Origin of the sequence: Streptomyces sp. N50 (genome assembly GCF_033335955.1) — a bacterium.
Lineage (GTDB): Bacteria > Actinomycetota > Actinomycetes > Streptomycetales > Streptomycetaceae > Streptomyces.
The window spans coordinates 6,161,229-6,185,485 of record NZ_CP137549.1; the positions used below are offsets into that span (position 1 = coordinate 6,161,229).

Below are 24,257 nucleotides of genomic sequence, written 5' to 3' on the forward strand. Positions count from 1 at the left end.
ACCTGCGCTTCTTCTGCCCCCGAGGGCGATTGGTCCTCGACTGTCAGTGGCCGCCGCTAGCCTTCCCGACATGCCCGCCCGTATCACCGATCCCGACCAGCTCAAGGAGCTCCTCGGCATCCCCTTCACCCCGGAGCAGACGGCCTGCATCATCGCGCCGCCCGCCCCGCAGGTGATCGTGGCCGGAGCCGGGTCGGGCAAGACGACGGTGATGGCGGCCCGCGTGGTGTGGCTGGTCGGCACCGGCCAGGTCGCCCCCGAGCAGGTCCTCGGCCTGACCTTCACCAACAAGGCCGCCGGTGAACTCGCCGAGCGCGTCCGCAAGGCGCTCATCAAGGCGGGCGTCACCGACCCCGACGTCATCGACCCGGACAACCCACCGGGCGAGCCCGTGATCTCGACCTACCACGCCTTCGCGGGCCGCCTCCTGACCGACCACGGCCTGCGCATCGGCCTCGAACCGACGGCCCGTCTGCTCGCCGACGCCACCCGCTTCCAGCTCGCCGCGCGTGTGCTGCGCGAGGCCCCCGGCTTCTACCCGGCGCTCACCCGCTCCTTCCCGGACCTCGTCAGCGACCTCCTCACCCTCGACGGCGAGCTGTCCGAACACCTCGTACGCCCCGAGGAGTTGCGCGCCTACGACGCCGAGCTGCTGCGCGACCTGGAGGGCCGCAAGCTCAGCAACGCCGAGCTGCGCAAGGTCCCCGAGGCGGCCGCCGCACGCCGTGAACTCACCGAGCTGGTGAGCCGCTACCGGACCGCCAAGCGCGAGCGCGACCTGCTCGACTTCGGTGACCAGATCGCCCTCTCCGCGACCCTGGCGCGCACCCGCCCCGAGGTCGGCGACATCCTGCGCGACGAGTTCCGGGTGGTGCTCCTCGACGAGTACCAGGACACCTCGGTCGCCCAACGCATCCTCCTGGCAGGCCTGTTCGGCGCCGGCACGGGCCACCCGGTGACCGCCGTCGGCGACCCCTGCCAGGCGATCTACGGCTGGCGCGGCGCGTCCGTCGCCAACCTCGACGACTTCCCGGAGCACTTCGCGCACGCCGACGGCCGCCCCGCCGCCCGCCAGTCGCTCAGCGAGAACCGCCGCAGCGGCGGCCGCCTCCTCGACCTCGCCAACAACCTCGCGGAACCCCTGCGCGCCATGCACGCGGGCGTGGAGGCCCTCCGCCCGGCCCCCGGCGCCGAGCGCGACGGCATGGTGCGCTGCGCGCTGCTGCCCACCCACACCGAGGAGATCGACTGGCTCGCCGACTCCATCGCGCATCTCGTACGGACCGGGAAGGCGCCCGGCGAGATCGCCGTCCTGTGCCGCACGGCCGGTGACTTCGCCGAGATCCAGGGCGCCCTCGTCGCCCGCGACATCCCGGTCGAGGTGGTCGGCCTCTCCGGGCTGCTGCACCTCCCCGAGGTCGCCGACCTCGTCGCCGTCTGCGAAGTCCTCCAGGACCCCGGCGCCAACGCCTCCCTGGTCCGGCTGCTGACCGGCCCGCGCTGGCGCATCGGCCCGCGCGACCTCGCCCTCCTGGGGCGGCGCGCCCGGCTCCTCGTGTCCCCCACGCGCGTGGGGGACGACGAAGACCCCGACCGCCGACTCGCCGAGGCCGTCGAGGGGGTCGATCCCTCCGAAGTGATATCGCTGGCCGACGCCCTCGACACGTTCCTGGAGACACCCCTCTACGGCGCCGACCGCACTGGGGACGACGACGGGCTGCCCTTCTCACCGGACGCGCGCGTGCGGTTCGCCCACCTCGCCACCGAGCTGCGCGACCTGCGCCGCTCCCTGTCCGACCCCCTGATGGACGTCCTGCACCGCGTCCTGGCCGTCACCGGCCTGGAGGTCGAACTCGCGGCGTCCCCGCACGCCCTGGCCGCCCGCCGCCGCGAGACCCTGTCGAACTTCCTGGACGTGGCCGCCTCCTTCGCCGCGGGCGACGGCGAGGCGACCCTGCTCGCCTTCCTCGGCTTCCTGCGCACCGCCGCCCAGTACGAGAAGGGCCTCGACAACGCCCTGCCCGGCGGCGAGAACACCGTCAAGGTCCTCACCGCGCACAAGTCCAAGGGCCTGGAGTGGGACGTCGTGGCCGTCCCCGGCCTGGTCACCGGGACCTTCCCCAGCAGCCAGGGCCGCGAGAAGTGGACCGCCCAGGGCAAGGTCCTGCCGCACGCGCTGCGCGGCGACACCGCCACCCTGCCCGATGTCATGTCCTGGGACTCCCGAGGCCTGAAGGCCTTCCAGGAGGCCATGAAGGACCACCAGCACACCGAGGAACTCCGCCTCGGCTACGTCACCTTCACCCGCCCCCGCTCCCTCCTCCTCGGCTCCGGCCACTGGTGGGGCCCCACCCAGAAGAAGCCCCGCGGCCCCTCCGACTTCCTCCAGGCCCTCTACGACCACTGCGCGGCCGGGTACGGCGAGATCGAGGCCTGGGCGGACGAACCCGAGGAGGGTGAGGAGAACCCCGCCCTGCACACGGCCACCGCCGACCAGGCCTGGCCGTTGCCCCTGGACGACGCGGCGATGGCCCACCGCCACAAAGCCGCCGAGCTGGTCATGAACCACTTGGAGTACCTCGCCTCCCACGACGAGGGCCACCCCGCGGCCACGCACGACCCGAACGCCCACGACGACCCGGACTGGCCCCCGCCACCGGAGGACGACGAACCGCCTTACGACGAGCCCCCCTTCGGGGAGCCTCCCTACGAGGAATCGCTCCCTGAAGGCCAAGGCCAAGGGGAACGTGAAGACGGCCTCCCGGAGGACGACCCCGCCGACTGGGACGCCTGGACCGCAGACCGTCCGACCGTCCCGCACCAGGCGACGGCCCCGCACGCCGCCGAACACTTCAGTGCGCCAGAAGGCGCACGCCCGCACCCCACGGAGCCGCCCGGCACGCCCCTCACCCCGGAGGAAGCCCGCGCCATCGACTCCTGGGACCGCGACCTCGACGCCCTCACCGGCGAACTCCTGCGGGCCCGCCGGGGAATCACCGACGTCCCCCTGCCCGCCACCCTCACGGCCACCCAGTTGATGCTCCTGGCCGCCGACCCGGACGCCCTCGCGCAGGAGCTCGCCCGCCCGCTGCCGCGCCCACCGCAACCCGCCGCACGCCGGGGCACCCGCTTCCACGCCTGGGTGGAATCACGCTTCGAAGAGCTGACCCTGCCGATGCTGGAACCGGACGAACTGCCCGGCAGCGAGGCCGAGATCGCCGACGAACGCGACCTGGAAGCCCTCAAGGAAGCCTTCGAGCGCACCGAGTACGCCCAGCGCACGCCCTACCGCGTCGAGACCCCCTTCCAGCTCGCGATCGCCGGCCGCGTCGTACGGGGCCGTATCGACGCCGTCTACAAAGAGGGCGACGGCGACGGGGCGACGTACGAGATCCTCGACTGGAAGACCAGCCGCGGCCGTACCGCCGACCCGCTCCAGCTCGCGATCTACCGGCTGGCCTGGGCCGAGCGGCAGGGCGTGCCCCTGGAGGCGGTCACGGCCACGTTCCTGTACGTCCGCGGCGGCGAGGTCGTACGGCCGGAGAACCTCCCGGACCGGGCCGCGCTGGAGCGGCTGCTGCTGGAGGAGCCGGGGCCACGGGCGGAATCACCGGATGCGCAAGGGGAGTGACAGGCCGCACAAGCAAACTGTGAGGAACCGCCCACCGAGGATGTCAGTGCGGGCCGATAGGCTCGTGACCATGAGCCACACCGTTGACAGTGCCGTCAGCGCGGTCCGCACGTACATCGAGCAGCACCGCGCGGTCTTCCTCGACGACCTCGCCGAGTGGCTGCGCATTCCGTCCGTGTCGGCGCAGCCCGACCACGCGCCCGACGTCCGGCGCAGCGCGGACTGGCTCGCCGCCGCGCTCCGAGAGACCGGCTTCCCCACCACCGAGGTCTGGCCGACCCCGGGCGCCCCCGCCGTCTTCGCCGAGTGGCCCTCCGACGACCCCGAGGCACCCACGGTCCTCGTCTACGGCCATCACGACGTCCAGCCCGCCGCCCGCGAGGACGGCTGGGACAGCGAGCCCTTCGAGCCCGTCGTCCGCGGGAACCGCCTCTACGCGCGCGGGGCGGCCGACGACAAGGGCCAGGTGTTCTTCCACACACTCGGTGTCCGCGCCCACCTCGCCGCCACCGGCCGCACCGCCCCGGCCGTGCACCTGAAGCTGCTCGTCGAGGGCGAGGAGGAGTCCGGCTCCCCGCACTTCCGGGCGCTCGTCGAGCAGCATGCCGACCGGCTCGCCGCCGACGCCGTGATCGTCTCCGACACCGGCATGTGGTCCGAGGACACCCCCACGGTGTGCACCGGCATGCGCGGCCTCGCCGAGTGCGAGATCCGGCTGCACGGCCCCGACCAGGACATCCACTCCGGCTCCTTCGGCGGCGCCGTGCCCAACCCGGCGACCGCCGCCGCCCGCCTGGTGGCCGCACTGCACGACGAGCACGCACGCGTAGCCGTCCCCGGCTTCTACGACGGCATCGTCGAACTCACCGACCAGGAGCGCGAGCTCTTCGCCGAACTGCCCTTCGACGAGAAGGAATGGCTGCGCACCGCCAAGTCGCACGCCACCCACGGCGAGGCCGGACACACCACCCTGGAGCGCGTCTGGGCCCGCCCCACCGCCGAGGTCAACGGCATCGGCGGCGGCTACCAGGGCCCGGGCAGCAAGACGATCATCCCGTCATCGGCCATGGTGAAGCTGTCGTTCAGGCTGGTCGCGGGACAGGACCCCGACCACATCGAGACGGTCGTCCGAGCCTGGGCCGCCCAGCAGGTGCCCGACGGAATCCGCCAGGAGATCACCTTCAGCGCGGCCACGCGCCCGTGCCTGACACCCCTCGATCACCCGGCCCTCCAGTCCGTCGTCCGCGCGATGGGCCGCGCCTTCGAGAAACCGGTCCTCTTCACCCGCGAGGGCGGCTCGGGACCGGCCGCCGACCTCCAGGAAGTCCTCGGGGCACCCGTCCTCTTCCTGGGCATCTCCGTCCCCTCCGACGGCTGGCACGCCCCGAACGAGAAGGTCGAGATCGACCTCCTCCTGAAGGGCGTCGAAACCACCGCCCACCTGTGGGGGGACCTCGCCGACACCTGGCGCCGCGCGCCCTGACGATCCCGCGCGACCGGAACGGCCACGCGCGCGAGGCACACTGGAAGAACCGCCCCGCACACCCCGTCCCCGCCGGACCCGGTCGCCTCCTGCCGTACGTCCCGCTGAACCGCCCGCCGAAACAATCCGCATTGCCGGGGGAGTTGGAAGCACCCGTGACCACCTGGACCGACCACACAGCCGACCGACCCATCTCGCTCACCGCTCCGAGTGGCATCGACCGAGCCGCCCACCACCGGCTCGACGAGGCCTGGCTCGCCGCGGCATGGAGCCACCCCACCACCCGCTGCTTCGTGGTCTCCGGCGGCCAGGTCCTCATCGACGAGACACCCGACGGCAAGACCGAACTCGTCATGACCCCGTCCTTCGAGGCCCCGCTCACCGAGGCCCACCGCTACTTCCTGGGCACCGACGACGACGGCGTCAGCTACTTCGCCCTTCAGAAGGACGCCCTGCCCGGCCGTATCGACCAATCCGCGCGGCCTGCGGGCCTGCGCGAGGCGGGCCTCCTGCTGTCCGCCCGGGACGTGGGCCTCATGGTGCACGCGGTCGCCCTGGAGAACTGGCAGCGCCTGCACCGCTTCTGCTCCCGCTGCGGCGAGCGCACGGTGATCGCCGCGGCCGGCCACATCCGCCGCTGCCCGGCCTGCGGCGCCGAGCACTACCCGCGCACCGACCCCGCCGTGATCATGGCCGTCACCGACGAGGAGGACCGCATCCTGCTCGGCCGCCAGGTTCACTGGCCCGAGGGCCGTTTCTCGACGCTCGCCGGCTTCGTGGAGCCCGGCGAGTCCATCGAGCAGTCGGTGCGCCGCGAGGTCTTCGAGGAGGCCGGTATCACCGTCGGCCACGTCGAGTACGTCGCCAGCCAGCCCTGGCCCTTCCCGTCCAGCCTCATGCTGGGCTTCATGGCCCGCGCCACCTCGACCGACATCAACGTCGACGGCGACGAGATCCACGAAGCCCGCTGGTTCTCCCGCGAGGAGCTGCGCGCGGCCTTCGAGTCCGAAGAGGTGCTGCCCCCGTACGGCATCTCGATCGCGGCCCGCCTGATCGAGCTCTGGTACGGCAAGCCGTTGCCGACACGCACTTTCGTCTGAGGCGCCCCGGAGACCGGATGGCGGGGCACGGATGAGCGGGGTGCGGAGGACCGACCCGTACTGGAACCACAACGTCCACTACCACCCCGTGGTGGTGGACGCCGTGCCCGCCGGCTGCCGCACCGCCCTGGACGTCGGCTGCGGGGACGGCCTGCTGGCCCGCAAGCTGGCGAGCAGAGCCGGATCTGTGACGGGCGTGGACCGCTCGCCGCAGATGATCCGGCTCGCCCGCGCGGACGCGCCGGAAAACGTCACCTTCGTAGAGGCGGACTACCTCGACGTCAGCTCACTCGCCGAAGGCACGTACGACTTCGTCAGCGCGGTCGCCGTCGTCCACCACACGGAGTTCGAGGACGCGGTGGGACGGCTGGTGCATCTGCTGGCCCCCGGCGGCCGACTGGTGATCGTCGGCATGGCGTACAACCGCACGCTCCTGGACTGGGTGATCAGCGGCTGCGGACTGCCCGTGAGCCGGTTCCTGACCCGACGGAACGGCGGGAAGCTCGGACCCGTCGGCATGCCGGTCGAGGACTCGGCCATGTGCTGGGGAGAGGCCCGCGCAGCCGTCCGGCGTCTGTTGCCCGGTGCTCGGTTCCGGCGCCGACTCCTGTGGCGCTACATGGTCGTCTGGGACAAACCGGTCGCCTGAGGGGAACGGCGAAGAGGGCGGCCCCTGACATCAGGGGCCGCCCTCTCCGGAGCTGTGTGCGCCGACCGTCGTTCAGGCGCCGAGCGCCTGCTTCACCTGGGCAAGGCTCGGGTTCGTCATGACGACCTCGGAGCCGCCCTGGGAGGGAACCACCAGAACGGTAGGCACCGTCTGGTTTCCGCCATTCGCCTTCTCGACGAACGCCGCCGAAGCCGGGTCCTGCTCGATGTTGATCTCGTTGTACGCGATTCCCTCGCGGTCCATCTGGCTCTTCAGCCGACGGCAGTAACCGCACCACGTGGTGCTGTACATCGTCACAGTGCCCGACATTCTCTCGCGCTCCTCAACAGCTCGGGGGATACGACCTCGCAGTCGTGGAAACGTACGCGACACGGCCTCCATTCCCGCCGGGGGAGTCCCGCGGCACGTGACGCCTGCCGCATTAGTACGACTGCGGGGGCCTCCCTGTGGACAACCGACTCATCTGTCTCCGGCGACCTGGCAGCATGGCCGTGTGACAGCAGCAACGCACTCCTCCCTCTTCCCGCAGGTACCGGACTCGGCCGACGCGGTGCTCGAAGGGCTCGACCCCGAGCAGCGCGAGGTGGCGACCGCCCTGCGCGGCCCGGTGTGCGTGCTGGCGGGCGCCGGCACGGGCAAGACACGGGCGATCACCCACCGGATCGCCTACGGAGTGCGCGCCGGGGTCCTGCAGTCCTCCAGCGTGCTGGCCGTCACCTTCACCAACCGTGCCGCGGGCGAGATGCGCGGCCGGCTGCGCCAGCTCGGCGCCACCGGAGTCCAGGCACGGACGTTCCACTCGGCCGCGCTGCGCCAGCTCCAGTACTTCTGGCCGAAAGCGATCGGCGGCAGCATGCCCCGGCTCGTCGACCGCAAGATCCAGCTCGTCGCCGACGCGGCGGCCGCCTGCCGCATCCGCCTCGACCGCGGCGAACTGCGGGACGTCACCGGTGAGATCGAGTGGTCCAAGGTCACCCAGACCGTGCCCTCCGACTACCCGGCGGCGGCGGCCAAGGCGGGCCGCGACGTCCCCCGCACCCCCGCCGAGATCGCCCAGCTCTACGCCACCTACGAGGACGTCAAGCGCGACCGCGCGGTCATCGACTTCGAGGACGTCCTGCTGCTCACCGTCGCCGTCCTTCAGGACCGGCAGGACATCGCCGAACAGGTCCGCTCGCAGTACCAGCACTTCGTGGTCGACGAGTACCAGGACGTCAGCCCGCTCCAGCAGCGCCTCCTGGAGCTGTGGCTGGGCGACCGCGACAGCCTGTGCGTCGTCGGCGACGCCAGCCAGACGATCTACTCCTTCACCGGGGCGACGCCGGACCACCTGCTCGACTTCCGCACCCGCCACCCCGGCGCCACCGTCGTCAAGCTGGTCCGCGACTACCGCTCCACCCCCCAGGTCGTCCACCTCGCCAACGGCCTGCTCTCCCAGGCCCGCGGCCGTGCCGCCGACCACCGACTGGAGCTGATCTCCCAGCGCGCCGCGGGCCCCGAGCCCGTCTACGTCGAGTACACCGACGAGCCCGCCGAGGCCGAGGGCGCCGCCCGCCGCATCCGCGACCTCATGGACGCGGGCGTCCCGGCGAGCGAGATCGCGATCCTGGTCCGCACGAACTCCCAGTCCGAGACCTATGAACAGGCCCTCGCCGACGCCGGGGTGCCCTACCAACTGCGGGGCGCCGAGCGGTTCTTCGACCGCCCCGAGGTGCGCAAGGCAGGCATCGCCCTGCGCGGCGCGGCCCGCTTCGGCGGCAACGACTCCCTCCTGGACGACGTCATCGACCTGCCCTCCCAGGTCCGTGCCGTCCTCTCCGGCGAGGGCTGGACCACCGAGCCCCCGGCCGGCTCCGGCGCCGTCAGAGAGCGCTGGGAGTCGCTGGCGGCCCTGGTCAATCTCGCCCAGGACTTCGCGGCGGCGAAACCCGGGGCCACCCTCGCCGACCTGGTCGCCGAACTCGACGAGCGGGCCAACGCCCAGCACGCCCCGACCGTCCAGGGCGTCACCCTCGCCTCCCTGCACTCGGCCAAGGGCCTGGAGTGGGACGTCGTCTTCCTGGTCGGCGTCGCCGAGGGCATGATGCCGATCACGTACGCGAAGACCGACGAACAGATCGAGGAGGAGCGCCGCCTCCTCTACGTCGGCGTCACCCGCGCCAGAGAGCGGCTCCACGTCTCCTGGGCCCTCTCACGCTCACCCGGCGGACGCCCCAACCGCCGCCCCAGCCGCTTCCTGGACGGCCTGCGCCCCGGCTCGACCGGCGGTGCGGCCAGACCCGGCACGGTCGCCCCCGGAGGCATCGAGCGCGGCTTCACGGGCAGCGGCCCCAAAGCCGTCCCGCGGCGGACCCAGCGCACCGTGGCCCGCTGCCGGGTCTGCGGCCGCACCCTCACCGAGGCCGGTGAGATGAAGCTGATGCGCTGCGAGGACTGCCCCTCGGACATGGACGAGGGCCTCTACGAGCGGTTGCGCGAGTGGCGGGAGGTCCAGGCGCAGCGCAGCGGCCAGCCCGCCTTCTGCGTCTTCACCGACAAGACGCTGATGGCCATCGCCGAGACCGTCCCCGACGACGACGGCGAACTCGCGCGGATCCCCGGCGTCGGCGTCCGCAAGCTCAACCGCTACGGGGCCGACGTCCTGGCCATCTGCGGCGGTCAGGAGCCTGCGGAGGGTGTCGCGGAGGACTGATTCAAACTCGTCGAGAAAATAGTTTGCGCATGCCCCAGCAATCCCCATAGGTTCTTAGACACGGGAACAGGGGGCCTTCTCGAAGGCCCTGATTCCGTGCTGTACTTGCATATCCGAAGGACCGGTCTCACCCCCGGTCCCCCGAGACGCCGAGAGGAGGCGATTCCAGTGATCAGCATCAACACCCGCTCCAGCAGCACCGTGAAAATGACCGATCCCTCGGTCGTCTCCCTGTGCATGCTCGGCGTTTCGAACCTGGGCACCGGTCTGTCCGGCATTTCTGCCGCCCGTCCGGCGTCCGCCCTGTCTCTCGCGGTCCTTCCCGTCCGTGAGCGCAATGAGCGACCGACCAAGGCACTGGAAGCAGTAGCGGCACAGGCGCAGGCCTATGCCTTTGCGGCCGGTGCCGGAGGCCGGAAGCAGACGACGACGCAGCACCACCAGATGTGGGCCTTCCGTGGGCCAGAACCCTGGAGTGATCCAGCCTGATCGATCAGGCCGGCGCCTTCAGGGCCGCGGAACCCCATCCGGGATCCGCGGCCCTTCTGTTTTCCCCGAACGGGGACGACGGAGCGAAGGGGCCTCGGGACAAGAAAAGAACCCGGTACCAAGCCGACAACCGGCCCAACAGGGCCGGACCGACCAGACGAGGAAGAACAACCGTGCAACTCGAAGCGCACGCCCCGTCCGTACCGCCTTCCGAAACGATCCCCCCGCCCGGCCTCACGGAGGACTCCACCTTGACTCCGCTCACTACGCTCACCGCGCTCGACGACGCCATCGAGAACCTGGGCGTGCCCGTCCCCTGCCGTTCCTACGACCCGGAGGTCTTCTTCGCCGAGTCGCCGGCAGACGTCGAGTACGCCAAGTCCCTCTGCCGCACCTGCCCGCTGATCGAGGCCTGCCTCGCCGGCGCCAAGGAGCGGCGCGAGCCCTGGGGCGTCTGGGGTGGCGAGCTCTTCGTCCAGGGTGTCGTCGTGGCCCGCAAGCGGCCGCGTGGCCGTCCGCGCAAGAACCCGGTCACGGCATGAACATCTTCGGAACGATCGACCGCCCCCTCACGCACGACCCCAAGAAGCAGGCCCCGATGAAGCCGTCCACTCCCAGCGAGCCCGCGGGCTCCGCGATCCCAGACTTCACCACCCCGGGTGCGACCGAGTCGCGCCAGAACAGGACCCGAGAGATGCAACTCATTCCAGAAGCCCTGGCTCGTGCGCATATGCACGACCGCCTGCACGAGGCCGAGCGGGAACGCCGGGCCATGCGCCTGGTGACCGCCCGCCGGATGCAGCGCCGGGCCGAGCGCGCCTCGATGCGCGCCCGCCGTGCGCTCGCCATGGCCGTCATGCAGTAACCACTTCCACCTGAAGCGGTGGCCTCCCGATCTCGGGAGGCGAAAACTCCCCCGCGGGGCCGGTCCGTCCGAACGGACCGGCCCCGCGGTGCGTTCCGCCCGCCGATCCCCGGCTACGGAGATATCGTCGCCGCGTGACGAGTCTTCCCGGAGGCAGTGACACCAGCGCCTCCACCACGGAACCGCGGTCCCTCGTGTGCGCCCGCTGCGGCACCAAGTCCGAAGGCCCACAGCCCACCTGGACCTGCTCCGTGGAGAACGGGACCCGGTACTACTTCTGCGACACCTGCGCCAGGGAGAACCTCAGGGCGATCGAGGGACGGCTGGACTCGGCCTGGTGGTAGGCCGCACTCGCGCCATCATCGGCCCGCCCCGCGCCATCATCGGCCCGCCCCGCGCCGTCATCGGCCCGACTCGCGCCAGCCGCGGCCCGGCTCACGCCTCCGCTGCGGGATCCTCCTCGTCCAGGTACTCCTCGTACTCGTCCGGGTCCTCCGGTACGAACCCCGGCAGCCACTCCTCCAGCTCATCGCGCAGCCGAACCGTCGCACCCAACTGGCACAGCACGCCGATTGTGCTCAATGTCACCCGGTGTATCAGGAGATACGCCGGAGGCAGATTGAGCTGCTTGCCCAACTGGTGGGCGGGGGAGCGGGGGTCGGCGATACGGGCCGCCTGGCTGCGCATCCAGCCGCGGCTGAAGGTGAACGCGTCGACCTGGGCCGGCTCGATGATCGGCACGAGGTAGTCGAGGACGGCGTCGGGGTCCAGCTCTATCGACTCCTTGACGAAGCCCTCCGCGCGCAGCAGTTCGTAGACCGCCTCGGCGTCGCCGTCGAGGGTCATGCGCAGGGAGTCGCCGATGGGCGTCGGCAGACCGCCGGGGAGGCGGTCGACCGTGCCGAAGTCCAGGACGCCAAGACGCCAGTCGCCCTTGCCGTCCGGGTCGGCGGGCAGCAGACGGAAGTTGCCCGGATGCGGGTCCGCGTGGAGGAGACCCGTGCGGGCCGGACCGGAGAAGAGGAAGCGGGCCAGGAGCTGGCCTGCCCGGTCACGCTGCTCCTCGGTGCCGTCGGCGATCACCTCCGACAGCGGGATCCCGTCGATCCACTCCGTGACCAGGACCTGGTCGCACTGGTGGACCACGGCGGGCACCACGACGTCCGGGTCGCCCTCGAACTCCTCCGCGTGCGCCTGCTGGGCCTGCGCCTCCAGGCCGTAGTCCAGCTCCTCGGAGACCCGGTCGCGGAGCTCGGCGATGAGGGGCTTGATGTCCATCCCGGGGATGAGCGGGCCCAACAGGCGGGCGAATCGGCTCAGTTGGGTCAGGTCGGACAGGAGGGCCTCGCCGGCGCCCGGGTACTGCACCTTGACCGCGACCTCACGGCCGTCGTGCCACACCGCCCGGTGCACCTGGCCGATCGACGCCGCCGCCGCGGGCTTGTCCTCGAACTCCAGGAACAGCTCCCGCCAGTCCTCGCCGAGCCGCTCCGCCAGCACACCGTGCACGGTGCGCGTCGGCATCGGCGGCGCCGCCTCCTGGAGCTTGGTCAGCGCGGCGCGGTAGGGACCGGCGACCTCCTCGGGCAGCGCCGACTCGAAGACGGACAGCGCCTGCCCGAACTTCATCGCACCGCCCTTGAGCTCGCCGAGCACCTTGAACAACTGCTCCGCCGTGCGCTGTTGCAGCTCGCGGCCGACGATCTCCGCGGACTCGCCCACGATCCGTTTCCCGAGCCCCCACGTCGCTCTCCCGGCGAAGCCGAGCGGGAGCGCGGCGAGCTTGGCGGTGCGGGTGACCGCCTTGCGGGGAAGATCAGACATGCGCCCTCCAAGTCCCGGCCGGCCGGGCCGAGTCTGCCTTACGGCGCACATCCCTCGACGGCCGGTCCTCTCCCATTGTCGCGTGTCGATCCTCGTCCGTAGAGGTGTGTCCCTCCTTACCTTTCTTCGTACCCTTCTCCGCGGCTCCGCACGGGCAGCCGGAATGCGCCCAGACCGGTCGCGCGTGCCAGTGCAGACCGGGGAGTGAGACCTCCCACCGCGCGCCCGCGCTCGACGGCGACCGCCCGTCGAGGAAAGCGAGCGCGTGCGCGGCCGCGAGCCCGGCGACGGTCGTGGCCAGCGTCAGGTCGCAGGGCCGTACCTGCGGCTGTCTGCCGGAGCGCCACTGCGCGACCAGACGCGGCCAGGTCGGATCGCGGTCGGTGCGCGCGTGGTGCAGGCAGCCCGCGCAGGACGTCTCACCGGGCAGGACCAGCGGGCCCACGACTCCGGTGCCCTCCACGACACCCGCGTACAGATGGGGGGTCCCCGAGACGATCAGGCCCGTGGCGGCGGCCGGGTCCGGCGCGTACACGGCGACATCGTCACGAGGGGCGAGGATCACCAGGGAGAAACCGAGGTCGCTCTCCTCCGACGCGGCCCGCGAGGTCCGGCGGGGTGGGCGGTCCGGTGCCGCCCGGCGTACCGCGCGGCGTGCCGCCTCGTCCCGGCGCTCGCCGACCGCCTCGGTGGGCAGCCCGCCCGGAGCGACGTCCCAGGGCTCGGTGCGGCCGCCGTCGCGTACGTCGACCTCGCCGATGCCCGCGCCCGACAACAGCGCGGCCAGCACCGCGCCCACCCGGCCCGCGCCTCTCACCTGTACCCGCAGTTCGCGACGCGCCGCCAGACGGCCCATCGACTCGCCCGGCTCGCCGGTGATCAGGGAGAGCGACGCGAGGTCCGGGCGCAGCCGGTCGAGGACGTCCTTCTTCGCGCGGAGGGCATCGGCCGCGGGCCCGCCGCCCCTCGCGTCGTCGAGCAGTCCCGCGTGCGTCAGCCCCTCCACCAGCTGGTCCACCTGGCCCTCGGGCAGATCCATCCGCCGGCCCTCCTCGCGCAGGAGGGGCAGCCCGCGCGTGCCGTTCAGCAGGTCCAGGAAATTGCCCGTCGCCGTGTCCATCGGGCCCAAAGTCAGCGCGTGCGCCGGTGTCATCCCGAACTGCACGGTGTGGAGATCGCGCCAGCCGCGCCGCAGCGCGGGCTTCACCATCGGATGCATGACAGGCCCCCGTAGCCCCTAGGAAGTACGTCCCGTGTGCCGGCGAAAGTGGTCGGTGTTCCGCCGGTCATGCCAGCGTGCACGGTCCGGCCTTCGGGTGCCGAAAGTTGTCCACAGGCGGTGGGGATTCGTCGTACAAATCAAACGCTCGGTGGGGGATCGACACCGAACCGTCCCAGGGGCGGGACTTCCCGCGTGTGCAGAGGGTAACGTCGTGGCGTGCCCGCCGACCCACTGCACAGCGCCGGAAAACCACAGCGCAGTACGACGAGCCAGCCGCCAGGCGGCTCGGGGGCGAGCGCGATCGAGGTCCGCAGGAGTGCGCGTCGGCGCAGAACTGTCTCCGCGTACCGCGAGGGCGATCGCACCGTCGTGCTCATCCCCGCCCGCATGTCCGAGGCGGAGGAGAAGCGCTGGGTCACCGTCATGCTCGACAAGCTGGCCGCCCAGGAAAGCAAACGCGTGCTGGGCGACGCCGAGCTGTCCGAGCGCGCCGAGCGACTGTCGGCCCAGTACTTCGACGGCCGCGCCCGGCCCACCTCCGTGCGCTGGGTGACCAACCAGAACACGCGCTGGGGCTCCTGCACGCCCTCCGAGGGCAGCATCCGCCTCTCCCACCGGTTGCAGGGCATGCCCGAGTACGTCGTCGACTACGTGCTGCTGCACGAACTGGCGCATCTCTTGGTGCCCGGACACGGGCCGCGGTTCTGGCGGCTCCTGGAGGCGTATCCGCGCACCGAGCGGGCCAAGGGCTACCTCGAAGGCGTGGTCGCGGCCGAGCGGCTGCCCCATCCGCCGGGTGCCCGCGACGAGTGAGGCCCTCTTGTGGGGGATTGTGTACCGGGTCTGTACCGACTTCCTCCGGTGTCAGTGATTGCCGTTAGCCTGGCGCGACTCACTTGCATCGGGATGGGGGACGGTCGTTACGCATGGCCAGGGAATTCCAACGCGGCCACAAGGCCAAGATCAGTGACCTCACCGCGGGCACGGATCTGTACGTAGGTGTGCAGATCACGGGCCCCGGACTGACGTTCGACATCAGCTGCTTCGGCCTCGACGCCGAGGAACGGCTCTCGGACGACCGGTACTTCGTGTTCTTCAACCAGCCGAAGTCCCCCGAGGAGTCCATCCAGCTCCTGGGTGCCCAGGCGGGCGACTCGGAGTCCTTCCGGGTCACGCTCGACAAGATCCCGCCGCAGATCCACAAGCTGGCGTTCACGGCGACGCTCGACGGCGCCGGGCAGATGTCGCAGATCGCTCCCGGGTACGTCCGTATCGTCGCGGGCGGCGAGGAGGTGGCCCGCTACTCGTTCAACGGTTCGGAGTTCACCACCGAGCGCGCCGTGATGCTGGGCGACTTCTACCTGAAGGACGTCTGGCGGTTCGCGGCCGTCGGCCAGGGTTTCGACGGCGGCCTGGAAGCGCTGCTGAAGAACTTCGGCGGCGAGGTCGCCGAAGAGGAGACGCCCGAGCCGCAGCAGGCCCAGCCCGCGCCGCCGCAGTCCGGTGCCGCCCCAGGCTTCGCCCCGCCCGCGTTCGGCGCCCCCGCGGCTCCGGCCCCCGCCCCCCAGCCCGTCGCGCAGGGGTACACACCCCCGCCGGCGCCCGCGCCCTCCGTGCATGCCGCGCCGACCATCATCGCGCCCATGCCCCCGCCCGGCGCCGGCACTGTGCCGCCCCCGGGTCCCGTGCCCGCGCCCTACGGCCAGCCGCAGGCGCCGTACGGACAGCAGGCCCCCGGCCAGACCCCGCCTCCGCCGCCCGGTTATGCGCAGCCCCAGGCTCCGCACGCGCCGGGCCCGCCGCCCGGCTATGGTCAGCCGACTCCGCCCCCTGGCTACGGCCAGCCGCCCGCGCCTCCTGGGTACGGGCAGCAGCAGCCCCCCTTCGGGCAGATCCCGGGGCAGGCAGCCGCCTACGGAGTGCCGTCGGGCTCCCCCCAGGGCGCCGGTGTGTCGGCCGCGCTGGAGAAGTTCAAGGAGACGCCCACCGGGCAGCGCTGGACGCAGCAGAACAAGAAGCTGATCCGCGTCGACCTCGGCATCGGTGGCCAGCCCGTACTGGCCCGCCAGGGCAGCATGGTGCTCTACCAGGGCAAGGTCGACTTCGGCTACAAGGGCGCCGGATTCGCCGGCCGGCTCGTGGGCAACGCGACCGGCCAGGAGATGCAGCTGATGCGCTGCACCGGTCAGGGACAGGTGTTCCTCGCCGACAACTCCACCAACCTGCACCCCGTCGAGCTCCAGGGGGACGCGATCTGCGTCTCCGCGGAGAACGTCCTCGCCTTCGACGAGAGCCTCCAGTACGAGGTCAGACGTATCGAGGGACATGGCATCCCCGGGGGCGCGCTGTTCACGATGCAGTTCCAGGGGACGGGCACCATCGTCGTGAAGACCCACGGCGAGCCCGTCGTCCTGCCGGTCACGCCGACCACGTTCGCCGACTGCAACGCGGTCGTCGCCTGGTCCGCCGCCGCCCAGGTGATCGTCTCCAGCCAGGTCCGGATGCGCCGCAACGCGTATCCCGGAGACACCGGGGAGAGCGTCAACCTGCAGTTCCGGGCCGCCCCCGGAAACTTCATCGTCGTCCAGCCGTACGAGGTCTGAGGGAGCCCGTCATGAACCAGCCGCTCGCGGGCTACGCCCCCGCACCCGTCTCCGCCCGCATGGAGAACCACGGCAACAACATGCTGAAGGTCGCCATGCAGACCGGAAGCGACCTCTTCGCGCGCGTGGGCTCGATGATCGCCTACGAGGGCTTCATCCAGTACGAGCCCAACCCGCCGGCCGTGCGCCAGATCGCGCGCGACTGGATGACCGGGGAGGGCGCGCCCCTGATGAAGTGCTCCGGGGACGGACTGCTCTACCTCGCCGACTACGGCGCGGACGTCGTCGTGATCAACCTCAACGGCGACGGGATCTCCGTCAACGCCACCAACCTGCTCGCTTTCGACACGTCCCTCACCTGGGGTGTCGAGCGGGTCAAGGGGCTCGCGAAGTTCGCCGGCCAGGGCCTGTGGAACACGAAGATCAGCGGCCAGGGGTGGGTCGCGCTGACCTCCCGCGGCAAGCCGATCGTCGTCGACTGCGGCGGTGGCGAGGACGAGACCTACGTCGACCCTGACGCGCTCGTCGCCTGGTCCCCGAACCTCAAGGTGAAGGGCAAGCGCAGCTTCAAGGCGCAGTCGCTCATCGGGCGCGGCAGCGGCGAGGCCTACCAGATGGCCTTCTCCGGGACGGGCATCGTCGTCGTCCAGCCCAGCGAGGACAGCACCGACCGTCTCCGGTTCCGGGGCTGAGGGGGGAACACGACACCATGCAGAGCCCGCTTTTCGCGTTCAACGACTCGCAGTCCCAGGACCGCTACAGCCTCCAGAACAAGCAGATGCTGCGCATCGTCCTGGAGGGCCACGACGACATCCTCGCCCGCAAGGGCACGATGGTCGCCTACCAGGGGCTCGTCGAGTTCGACGCCGAGTACCAGAACACCCAGCAGGCCTACGCCCGTGCGGCCACCGGCGAGGGCCTCAGCCTCATGCGCTGTCACGGGCAGGGCACGGTCTTCCTCGCCAACCTCGCCCAGCACATCCACGTCGTGGATGTGGAACAGGACGGCCTGACCGTCGACAGCAGCTACGTCCTGGCGATGGACTCCTCGCTGCACCACGAGGTCATCGCCGTGGACAGCCAGTACGGCATCTCCGGCTCGGGGAAGTACCAGCTCAACATCACCGGCCGCGGCAAGGTCGCCCTGATGACCTCGGGCGCGCCCCTGATGATGCAGGTCACGCCCGACAAGTACGTCAACTGCGACGCCGACGCCATCGTCGCCTGGTCCACCGGTCTGCGCGTCCAGATGCAGGCCCAGACGCACTCCTCCGGGGTGTGGCGGCGCCGCGGCAACACCGGTGAGGGCTGGGAGCTGAGCTTCATGGGCAGCGGTTACGCCCTCGTCCAGCCCAGCGAACTCCTGCCCCCGCAGAACGCCGCGATCGGCCAGGGCGTCGCCGCCCAGTTCGGCATGGGCCAGCACGGCGCCCACGCGCAGAACCAGGGCAACGCCTGGAGCTGACCGTCCGGAAAACCAACGTAAGGGGCGCCCGCCATCGCGAGCGCCCCTTACACGTCCCCGGCCTTCACAGCCTGGCGCGCGTCGCTTCCAGCAGCCGCAACACCGACTCGTCCGCTACGGCCGCCACCTCGTCGTAGCCGAACCAGCGCAGGTCGAGGGACTCGTCGCTGATCTCCTGGACGGCGCCCGGGGGCGCCACGACCGCGTACTGGACGTCGTAGTGGAAGTGGCACGGTGCCGGGATGCCATGGAGGTCGAGGCGGACCGGGCCGCCCGCGAGCAGGGTGAGGCCGGTGATGCCGGACTCCTCCGTGGCCTCGCGCAGGGCCGCGGCCTCCAGGGAGGTGTCCTCCGGCTCGCAGTGGCCGCCCATCTGGAGCCACATCCGCAGCTTCTTGTGCAGGGTGAGCAGCACGCGACCCTGCTCGGGGTCGATCACCAGGGCGCTCGCCGTCACATGCCCGGCGTGGCAGGACTTCCACATGCCGTCCGGGTGGGCGGCCAGGTGGTCCACGTAGGCCTGGCGCAGGTCCGTCTGGTCCTCGTAGCTCTTCAGTACGAGGACCGCGTCGTCGTACAGGCTCACTCGGTGTCGTCGTCCTTGGAGTCCTCGTCCTTCGTGAGGTTCGGCTTCTCCGCGGTGCCGCTCGCCGCCTCGCCGAGCATCTTGTCCAGCTCGGAGAAGTCCATCTGCTCGCGGTGCACGAAGCCGTCCGGGTCGTCCAGGTCGGAGGCCGTGGGCAGCATGTCCGGGTGGGCCCACAGGCCGTCCCGGCCGTCGACACCGCGCGCGTCGGTGAGCGAGGCCCACAGACGGGAGGCGTCGCGCAGCCGGCGCGGGCGCAGCTCAAGGCCGATCAGCGTGGCGAACGTCTGCTCGGCGGGACCACCCGTCGCGCGGCGGCGGCGCAGGGTCTCGCGCAGCGCGTCGGCGGACGTCAGACGCGGCTTCGCGGCCGCGTGGACCACCGCGTCCACCCAGCCCTCGACGAGCGCCAGAGCCGTCTCCAGACGGGCCAGGGCGGCCTTCTGCTCCGGGGTGTCCTCCGGCTGGAACATGCCCTGCTGGAGCGCGTCCTGCAGCTGCTCCGGATTCGCCGGGTCGAACTGGCCGACCACGTCCTCCAGCTTGGCGGTGTCGACCTTGATCCCGCGCGCGTACCCGTCGACCGCGCCGTACAGGTGCGAGCGCAGCCACGGCACGTGCGCGAACAGGCGCTGGTGGGCCGCCTCGCGCAGGGCGAGATAGAGCCGCACCTCCTCCTGGGGGACGCCCAGGTCCTTGCCGAACGCCGTGATGTTCAGCGGCAGCAGCGCGGCCTTGCCGACCGGGCCGAGCGGCAGGCCGATGTCGGTCGAGCCGACGACCTCGCCCGCGAGCACGCCCACGGCCTGCCCGATCTGCGTGCCGAACATGGCGCCGCCCATGGAGCGCATCATGCCGATCAGCGGGCCCGCCATGGCCTGCATCTCCTCCGGCAGGACGTCGCCCATGGCCGCGCCGACGCGCTCGGCGACCGGGTCCACGAGCTCCTTCCAGGCCGGAAGGGTCGCCTCGACCCACTCCGCGCGGGACCACGCCACGGCGGTGCCGGCGCCGGACGGCAGCGAGGTCGCGTCGTCCAGCCACAGGTCCGCCAGCCGCACGGCCTCCTCGACCGCGCTGCGGTCGGCGGGGCCGATGCTCGCGTCCTTGACGCCGTCCTGCGTGCCCTGGGAGACCGTCTGGCGGGCGATCTGCTTGGCCATGTCCCAGTTCACCGGGCCGCCCTCGTACGAGAGCATCTGGCCCAGCTGCTGGAACGCGGCGCCCAGGTCGTTGGGGTTCAGCGAGCCGAACATGGCTGCGAGCGGATTGTCCGCGCCGGGGCCGCCAAAGCCCCCGGCACCTGGCAGGCCGCCAAATCCGAACGGGTTGGCCGGTCCCTGACCACCACCGCTCTCCTGGTCCTTCTTCTTGCCCTCGTCGCCGTCGTCCGGCTCCTCCGGCGGAAGGCCGAATCCGAATGGGGTGTCACTCACGGGATTCCTCGGCTGTTAAGGCCGCCGGTTCTCTCCGACGGCACGACTGCCCTTCAACACCACCCAGCGTAGACACCGCGGGCCGATCGGGCCTCAGTGCTTCGCCGAGACCCGGCCTGCGGCAGGATGGATGCCACCTGGTCCGGACGCGTCACGCGCATCCGTACTGAAGACAACCGCTGGAGACGCCCGGTGAGTTCCCCAGATCCGCAGGTTCGCGCAGCGCGAAACCACTCAACCAGTCCCGCCGTGCGCGGGCCCGTCGTCGCGGTCACCGGCGCCGCGTCCGGGGTCGGGGCGCTGCTGACCGAGCGGCTCGCCGCCTCCGAGGAGATCAAGCAGGTCATCGCCATCGACGAGCGGCGTGGCGAGTGCGCGGCGGCGCAGTGGCACATCCTCGACGTACGGGATCCGGCCATCGCGGAGAAGCTGCGCGGCGCGGACGTCGTCGTCCATCTGGCGCTCGATCTCGACCTGGAGACCGACCCGGCCGCCCGTTCGGCGTACAACGTGCGAGGGACGCAGACCGTACTCACCGCCGCGGCCGCGGCCGGGGTCCACCGGGTCGTGCTGTGCACCTCGGCGATGGTCTACGGAGCGCTGCCCGACAACGAACTGCCGCTCTCGGAGGACGCCGAACTGCGCGCCACAGCCGAGGCCACCGGCGTCGGCGACCTCCTGGAGGTCGAGCGCCTCGCACGGCGCGCGCCCCGGGCGCATCCCGGGCTCAATGTCACCGTCGTCCGCCCCGGAGTGCTCGTCGGCGGCACCGACACCGCGCTGACCAGGTACTTCGAGTCGCCCCGGCTGCTGGTGGTGGCCGGGTCGCGGCCCGCCTGGCAGTTCTGCCACGTCGAGGACCTGTGCAGCGCCCTGGAGTACGCCGTCCTGGAGAAGGTCGAGGGCGAGCTGGCCGTCGGCTGCGACGGGTGGCTGGAGCAGGAGGAGGTCGAGGAGCTCAGCGGGATCCGCCGCATGGAGCTGCCCTCCGCGGTCGCGCTCGGCGCGGCGGCCCGGCTGCACCGCATCGGGCTCACCCCGTCCCCGGCGGGTGACCTGGCGTACACGATGTACCCCTGGGTGGTGAGCGGGAGCCGGCTGCACGACGCGGGCTGGCGGCCGCAGTGGACCAACGAGGAAGTGCTCGCGGAACTGCTGGAGGAGGTCTCCGGGCGGCACACGGTCGTCGGACGACGGCTCGGCCGCAAGGACGCGACGGCGGCCGGTGCCGCGGGCGCGACGGTCGCGCTGCTGGGCGCGGCGGCGGTCGTACGACGGGCACGGAAGGCGCGGCGGCGGATCTGACGGCCGGGCACGTCCGGGGCACCCCGGCCTTGCTGCCGTAAAACGAATCCCCGCACATCCGGGACGCCCAGACCCCGCTCCCGCGAAGTCCGACCCCGCCCCCGTAAATCGCGCCCCTGTAGAAGGCTCCAAGTCCCCCCACGCGCGTGCCTGGTGAAAGTGCTATTCCTCGCTGTCGGCGCGGTGCGGCACGATGGAGGTATGGCACCCACGATCGACCATCCCGGTGAGCAGGCCGCGCAGGATCCCATCAAGCTGATCGGGATCCGGGAGACGCCGCTCTCCGTGGACGAGGTCTTCCGGGCCGTCGGGGACGACGCCGCCGGTGGGATGGCCCTCTTCGTAGGGACCGTGCGCAATCACGACGGCGGGGCCGACGTCGACGAACTGGGGTACTCGGCCCACCCCAGTGCCGAGGACGAGATGCGGCGCGTCGCCGAGAAGGTCGTCGCGGAGTACCCGGTACGGGCGCTGGCCGCCGTCCACCGTGTGGGGGATCTCGGCATCGGGGACCTCGCGGTCGTCGTCGGCGTGTCGTGTCCGCACCGGGGCGAGGCCTTCGAGGCCTGCCGGAAGCTGATCGACGACCTCAAGCACGAGGTGCCGATCTGGAAGCACCAGAAGTTCTCCGACGGCACCGAGGAGTGGGTCGGCGCCTGTTGACGCACGATCACGCACCCGTCGTCCGCCCTCCGGTTGCGTAACCGCCCCCCGGGCATGAGCGTTGTCAGTGGGGCTGGCTAATCTGCTGATCAGTCAGTTGAGTTCACTCATCCGGGGTTGGGAGGTCGGCATGGCGGCACTCGCCTGGTTGTTGATTCCGTTGGCGGCTGCGATAGGTGCCGGCGTCTGGGGAAGCTGGGCCAACCGGACCCGCAAGATGCGCAGCGACGGCCCGGAACTGGACGGCTATGCCCGGTTCCGCGAGGCCATGGAGAAGTCCCACTCCGGCACATGATCGGAAGGCGGCCCTGACGGTGCGCTGACAGACGCGTCCCGTACTGTCGTGCCATGCCACGCCGCACCGCGACGATGCTCGCCTCCACCCTGATGCTGATCGCGCTCCTGTGCGCGGGAGTCCTCATCAACGTCCCGTACGCGGAGATGTCGCCGGGCCCGACGGTGAACACGCTCGGGGACCACGACGGCGAGCCGGTACTGCAGATCAACGGGCGCAAGACCTACCCGACGACCGGTCACCTGAACATGACGACGGTCCGGGTCACCAGCGCCGACTACAACATGAACCTCATCGAGGCCGTGTACGGCTGGCTCGCTCACGACGACAAGATCGTCCCGCACGACACGCTGTACCCGGACGGCAAGACGGAGCAGCAGTCCACCCAGGAGAACGCCGAGGAGTTCAGCCAGTCCCAGGAGAGCGCCAAGGTCGCCGCCCTGGAGCAGCTGGGCGTCCCGGTGAAGTCCTGGGTGATCGTCTCGACGGTCGTCAAGGGCACCCCGGCCGAGGGCAAGCTGCACGCCGGTGACGTCATCAAGGCAGTCGACGGTACGGCGGTGAAGCAGCCCGACGACGTCGCCAAGCTGGTCACCAAGCACAAGCCGGGCGAGAACGTCGTGTTCACGATCGTGCCCGCCAAGGAGCAGGCCGCCGCGGTGAAGGCGAACAAGACGGCGACCGCGACGAAGAACATCACGATCACCACCGCGACCTCCGACGACACCGGCACGAAGCGCGCCATCGTCGGTATCTCCGCCGGAACCGATCACACGTTCCCGTTCACCATCGACATCAAGCTCGCCGACGTCGGCGGCCCGAGCGCCGGTCTGATGTTCGCGCTCGGCATCTACGACAAGCTCACCCCGGGCGACCTCACCGGAGGCAAGTTCATCGCCGGCACCGGCACGATCGACGACACCGGCAAGGTCGGCCCGATCGGCGGCATCTCGATGAAGACGGTCGGCGCGCGCAGCAAGGGCGCCCAGTACTTCCTGACGCCCGCCGACAACTGCGCCGAAGCCGCCAAGGACACCCCCAGTGGCCTCAGGCTCGTCAAGGTCAACACCATCAAGGACGCGATCAGCGACCTCAAGCTGATCAACAGCGGCAAGACCGACGACCTGCCGAAGTGCAGCACCAAGAGCTGAACCAAGAGCTGAACAAGGCCTCTTCTTAAAGAAGACCTTGCGTACGGCTCAGAAGACCTCGCTACGACTCCGGGGGCGCCCTCAAGCAGAGGGCGCCCCCGGAGTCGTACCCGAGGAACCGGAGTCGTAGCGGACGGCGTCAGTCCTCGAAGGTCGCCGACAGGGCCTCCGCGAGGCCGGGGACCAGGGCGCCGCCTGTGAGGACCTCCGTGGGGGAGTCCTTCTCGCGCAGGCGGAGGGCCGAGTCGCGGGTGCCGTCGCGCAGGACCGCGACCGTCATGCGGACCTCCTGGCGGTCCGGGTGCTGGGCGACCCACTGGGTGAGCTTCTTCCCGCTCAGGCCCTCCGGGACGGAGGCCTCGGCGGACGGCGGCAGCATCAGGCGTTCGACCGTGAGCGCGCAGCCGGCCACCGCGTCGGGCCAGGCGATCGTGCCGAGGAACTCGTCCAGCGGCTTTCCGGCCGGAATCTCCTCCTGCTCGATCGGGGTGAGACCAGTGGTCTCGGGCTCGTCCCGCAGGCCGAGTTGAGCCGCGAGGCCGGGTTCCTGGGCCCGCAGCCGCGCGGTGTCTACCAGGGCGAAGAGGCGAGCGGGCTGGTCCCAGCCGAGCCCGGAGGCGTACTCGTCGATCTCGAGTACGGCCCGGGTGAGGGGGTTCGCTGCCATGGGAGTGTTGGACATGGTCACAATCCTGCCTCGTTCATGGCCGGAATCGGGAACCGAGTAAACGGTGAGTAAGTTGCATAGGTGTGGGCCCGCGATCACGCGGGGCTACG

Annotated in this window: 23 protein-coding genes; 17 read left to right on the forward strand and 6 right to left on the reverse strand. The window is 71.1% G+C overall.

Annotated elements, in window-relative coordinates; translation table 11 throughout:
• Nucleotides 1-70: 70 nt before the first annotated feature.
• From R2B38_RS27880 to R2B38_RS27895, 4 genes are all read left to right on the forward strand, one after another.
• A complete protein-coding gene (locus tag R2B38_RS27880; RefSeq protein WP_318018705.1) occupies nt 71-3,631 on the forward strand; it encodes an ATP-dependent DNA helicase in 3,561 nt (1,186 codons plus the stop codon).
• Nucleotides 3,632-3,701: 70 nt separating this feature from the next.
• Nucleotides 3,702-5,114: a dipeptidase gene (locus R2B38_RS27885; RefSeq protein ID WP_318018706.1), complete on the forward strand. Its 1,413-nt coding sequence runs from the start codon at nt 3,702-3,704 to the stop codon at nt 5,112-5,114.
• Between the two features lie 155 nt (nt 5,115-5,269).
• Nucleotides 5,270-6,214, forward strand: a complete 945-nt coding sequence (gene nudC, locus R2B38_RS27890; RefSeq protein ID WP_033282029.1) for an NAD(+) diphosphatase — start codon at nt 5,270-5,272, stop codon at nt 6,212-6,214.
• Between the two features lie 31 nt (nt 6,215-6,245).
• On the forward strand, nt 6,246-6,863 hold the full coding sequence (locus R2B38_RS27895; RefSeq protein WP_318018707.1) for a class I SAM-dependent methyltransferase: 618 nt from the start codon (nt 6,246-6,248) through the stop codon (nt 6,861-6,863).
• Between the two features lie 72 nt (nt 6,864-6,935).
• On the opposite strand, the gene R2B38_RS27900 is transcribed toward R2B38_RS27895, so the two are convergent.
• Nucleotides 6,936-7,193 (reverse strand): mycoredoxin, encoded by a 258-nt coding sequence (locus R2B38_RS27900; RefSeq protein ID WP_318018708.1) that lies wholly within the window; start codon nt 7,191-7,193, stop codon nt 6,936-6,938.
• Nucleotides 7,194-7,377: 184 nt separating this feature from the next.
• Between R2B38_RS27900 and R2B38_RS27905 the strand changes: the two genes are divergently transcribed.
• The 5 genes from R2B38_RS27905 (at nt 7,378) to R2B38_RS27925 (ending at nt 11,274) form a co-directional block, all read left to right on the forward strand.
• Nucleotides 7,378-9,576: an ATP-dependent DNA helicase UvrD2 gene (locus R2B38_RS27905; RefSeq protein ID WP_318018709.1), complete on the forward strand. Its 2,199-nt coding sequence runs from the start codon at nt 7,378-7,380 to the stop codon at nt 9,574-9,576.
• A 168-nt stretch (nt 9,577-9,744) separates the two neighbouring features.
• Nucleotides 9,745-10,065, forward strand: coding sequence for a hypothetical protein (locus R2B38_RS27910; protein WP_318018710.1), 321 nt, complete (start codon nt 9,745-9,747; stop codon nt 10,063-10,065).
• 173 nt (nt 10,066-10,238) lie between these two features.
• A complete protein-coding gene (locus R2B38_RS27915) occupies nt 10,239-10,607 on the forward strand; it encodes a WhiB family transcriptional regulator (protein ID WP_019058340.1) in 369 nt (122 codons plus the stop codon).
• Entirely contained in the window at nt 10,604-10,930 is a 327-nt protein-coding gene (locus R2B38_RS27920; RefSeq protein WP_033282033.1) for a hypothetical protein, read from the forward strand. Before R2B38_RS27915 ends, R2B38_RS27920 begins: the two co-directional genes overlap by 4 nt.
• Nucleotides 10,931-11,064: 134 nt before the next feature.
• Nucleotides 11,065-11,274, forward strand: coding sequence for a hypothetical protein (locus R2B38_RS27925; protein ID WP_318018711.1), 210 nt, complete (start codon nt 11,065-11,067; stop codon nt 11,272-11,274).
• A gap of 91 nt (nt 11,275-11,365) precedes the next feature.
• Here R2B38_RS27925 and R2B38_RS27930 read toward each other — a convergent pair whose 3' ends face one another.
• A complete protein-coding gene (locus tag R2B38_RS27930; RefSeq protein ID WP_318018712.1) occupies nt 11,366-12,754 on the reverse strand; it encodes an ABC1 kinase family protein in 1,389 nt (462 codons plus the stop codon).
• Nucleotides 12,747-13,973: a TOMM precursor leader peptide-binding protein gene (locus R2B38_RS27935; protein ID WP_318018713.1), complete on the reverse strand. Its 1,227-nt coding sequence runs from the start codon at nt 13,971-13,973 to the stop codon at nt 12,747-12,749. Before R2B38_RS27935 ends, R2B38_RS27930 begins: the two co-directional genes overlap by 8 nt.
• Before the next feature lie 219 nt (nt 13,974-14,192).
• Between R2B38_RS27935 and R2B38_RS27940 the strand changes: the two genes are divergently transcribed.
• From R2B38_RS27940 to R2B38_RS27955, 4 genes are all read left to right on the forward strand, one after another.
• A complete protein-coding gene (locus R2B38_RS27940; protein WP_033282037.1) occupies nt 14,193-14,789 on the forward strand; it encodes a M48 family metallopeptidase in 597 nt (198 codons plus the stop codon).
• 113 nt (nt 14,790-14,902) lie between these two features.
• Complete coding sequence (locus R2B38_RS27945) at nt 14,903-16,579, forward strand: TerD family protein (protein ID WP_318018714.1); 1,677 nt, start codon at nt 14,903-14,905, stop codon at nt 16,577-16,579.
• Between the two features lie 11 nt (nt 16,580-16,590).
• A complete protein-coding gene (locus R2B38_RS27950) occupies nt 16,591-17,271 on the forward strand; it encodes an AIM24 family protein (RefSeq protein WP_318018715.1) in 681 nt (226 codons plus the stop codon).
• Between the two features lie 17 nt (nt 17,272-17,288).
• Nucleotides 17,289-18,044: an AIM24 family protein gene (locus R2B38_RS27955; RefSeq protein WP_318018716.1), complete on the forward strand. Its 756-nt coding sequence runs from the start codon at nt 17,289-17,291 to the stop codon at nt 18,042-18,044.
• 64 nt (nt 18,045-18,108) lie between these two features.
• On the opposite strand, the gene R2B38_RS27960 is transcribed toward R2B38_RS27955, so the two are convergent.
• A complete protein-coding gene (locus tag R2B38_RS27960; RefSeq protein WP_318018717.1) occupies nt 18,109-18,630 on the reverse strand; it encodes an NUDIX hydrolase in 522 nt (173 codons plus the stop codon).
• The gene (locus R2B38_RS27965; RefSeq protein ID WP_318018718.1) at nt 18,627-20,066 is read right to left on the reverse strand and encodes a zinc-dependent metalloprotease; all 1,440 of its coding nucleotides are present in this window, start codon (nt 20,064-20,066) and stop codon (nt 18,627-18,629) included. The genes R2B38_RS27960 and R2B38_RS27965 overlap by 4 nt, the downstream gene beginning before the upstream one ends.
• A gap of 192 nt (nt 20,067-20,258) precedes the next feature.
• Here R2B38_RS27965 and R2B38_RS27970 point away from each other — a divergent pair, with 192 nt between their 5' ends.
• From R2B38_RS27970 to R2B38_RS27985, 4 genes are all read left to right on the forward strand, one after another.
• Nucleotides 20,259-21,371 (forward strand): SDR family oxidoreductase, encoded by a 1,113-nt coding sequence (locus tag R2B38_RS27970; RefSeq protein ID WP_033282043.1) that lies wholly within the window; start codon nt 20,259-20,261, stop codon nt 21,369-21,371.
• A 201-nt stretch (nt 21,372-21,572) separates the two neighbouring features.
• Nucleotides 21,573-22,034 carry a molybdenum cofactor biosynthesis protein MoaE gene (locus tag R2B38_RS27975; RefSeq protein ID WP_033282044.1) on the forward strand — a complete coding sequence of 154 codons (462 nt, stop codon included), beginning with the start codon at nt 21,573-21,575 and terminating at the stop codon, nt 22,032-22,034.
• Nucleotides 22,035-22,101: 67 nt separating this feature from the next.
• Nucleotides 22,102-22,329 carry a hypothetical protein gene (locus tag R2B38_RS27980; protein ID WP_033282045.1) on the forward strand — a complete coding sequence of 76 codons (228 nt, stop codon included), beginning with the start codon at nt 22,102-22,104 and terminating at the stop codon, nt 22,327-22,329.
• 53 nt (nt 22,330-22,382) lie between these two features.
• Nucleotides 22,383-23,480, forward strand: coding sequence for a PDZ domain-containing protein (locus tag R2B38_RS27985; RefSeq protein ID WP_033282046.1), 1,098 nt, complete (start codon nt 22,383-22,385; stop codon nt 23,478-23,480).
• Nucleotides 23,481-23,619: 139 nt separating this feature from the next.
• Here R2B38_RS27985 and R2B38_RS27990 read toward each other — a convergent pair whose 3' ends face one another.
• Nucleotides 23,620-24,162, reverse strand: coding sequence for a PPA1309 family protein (locus tag R2B38_RS27990; protein ID WP_318018719.1), 543 nt, complete (start codon nt 24,160-24,162; stop codon nt 23,620-23,622).
• Nucleotides 24,163-24,257 lie beyond the last annotated feature (95 nt).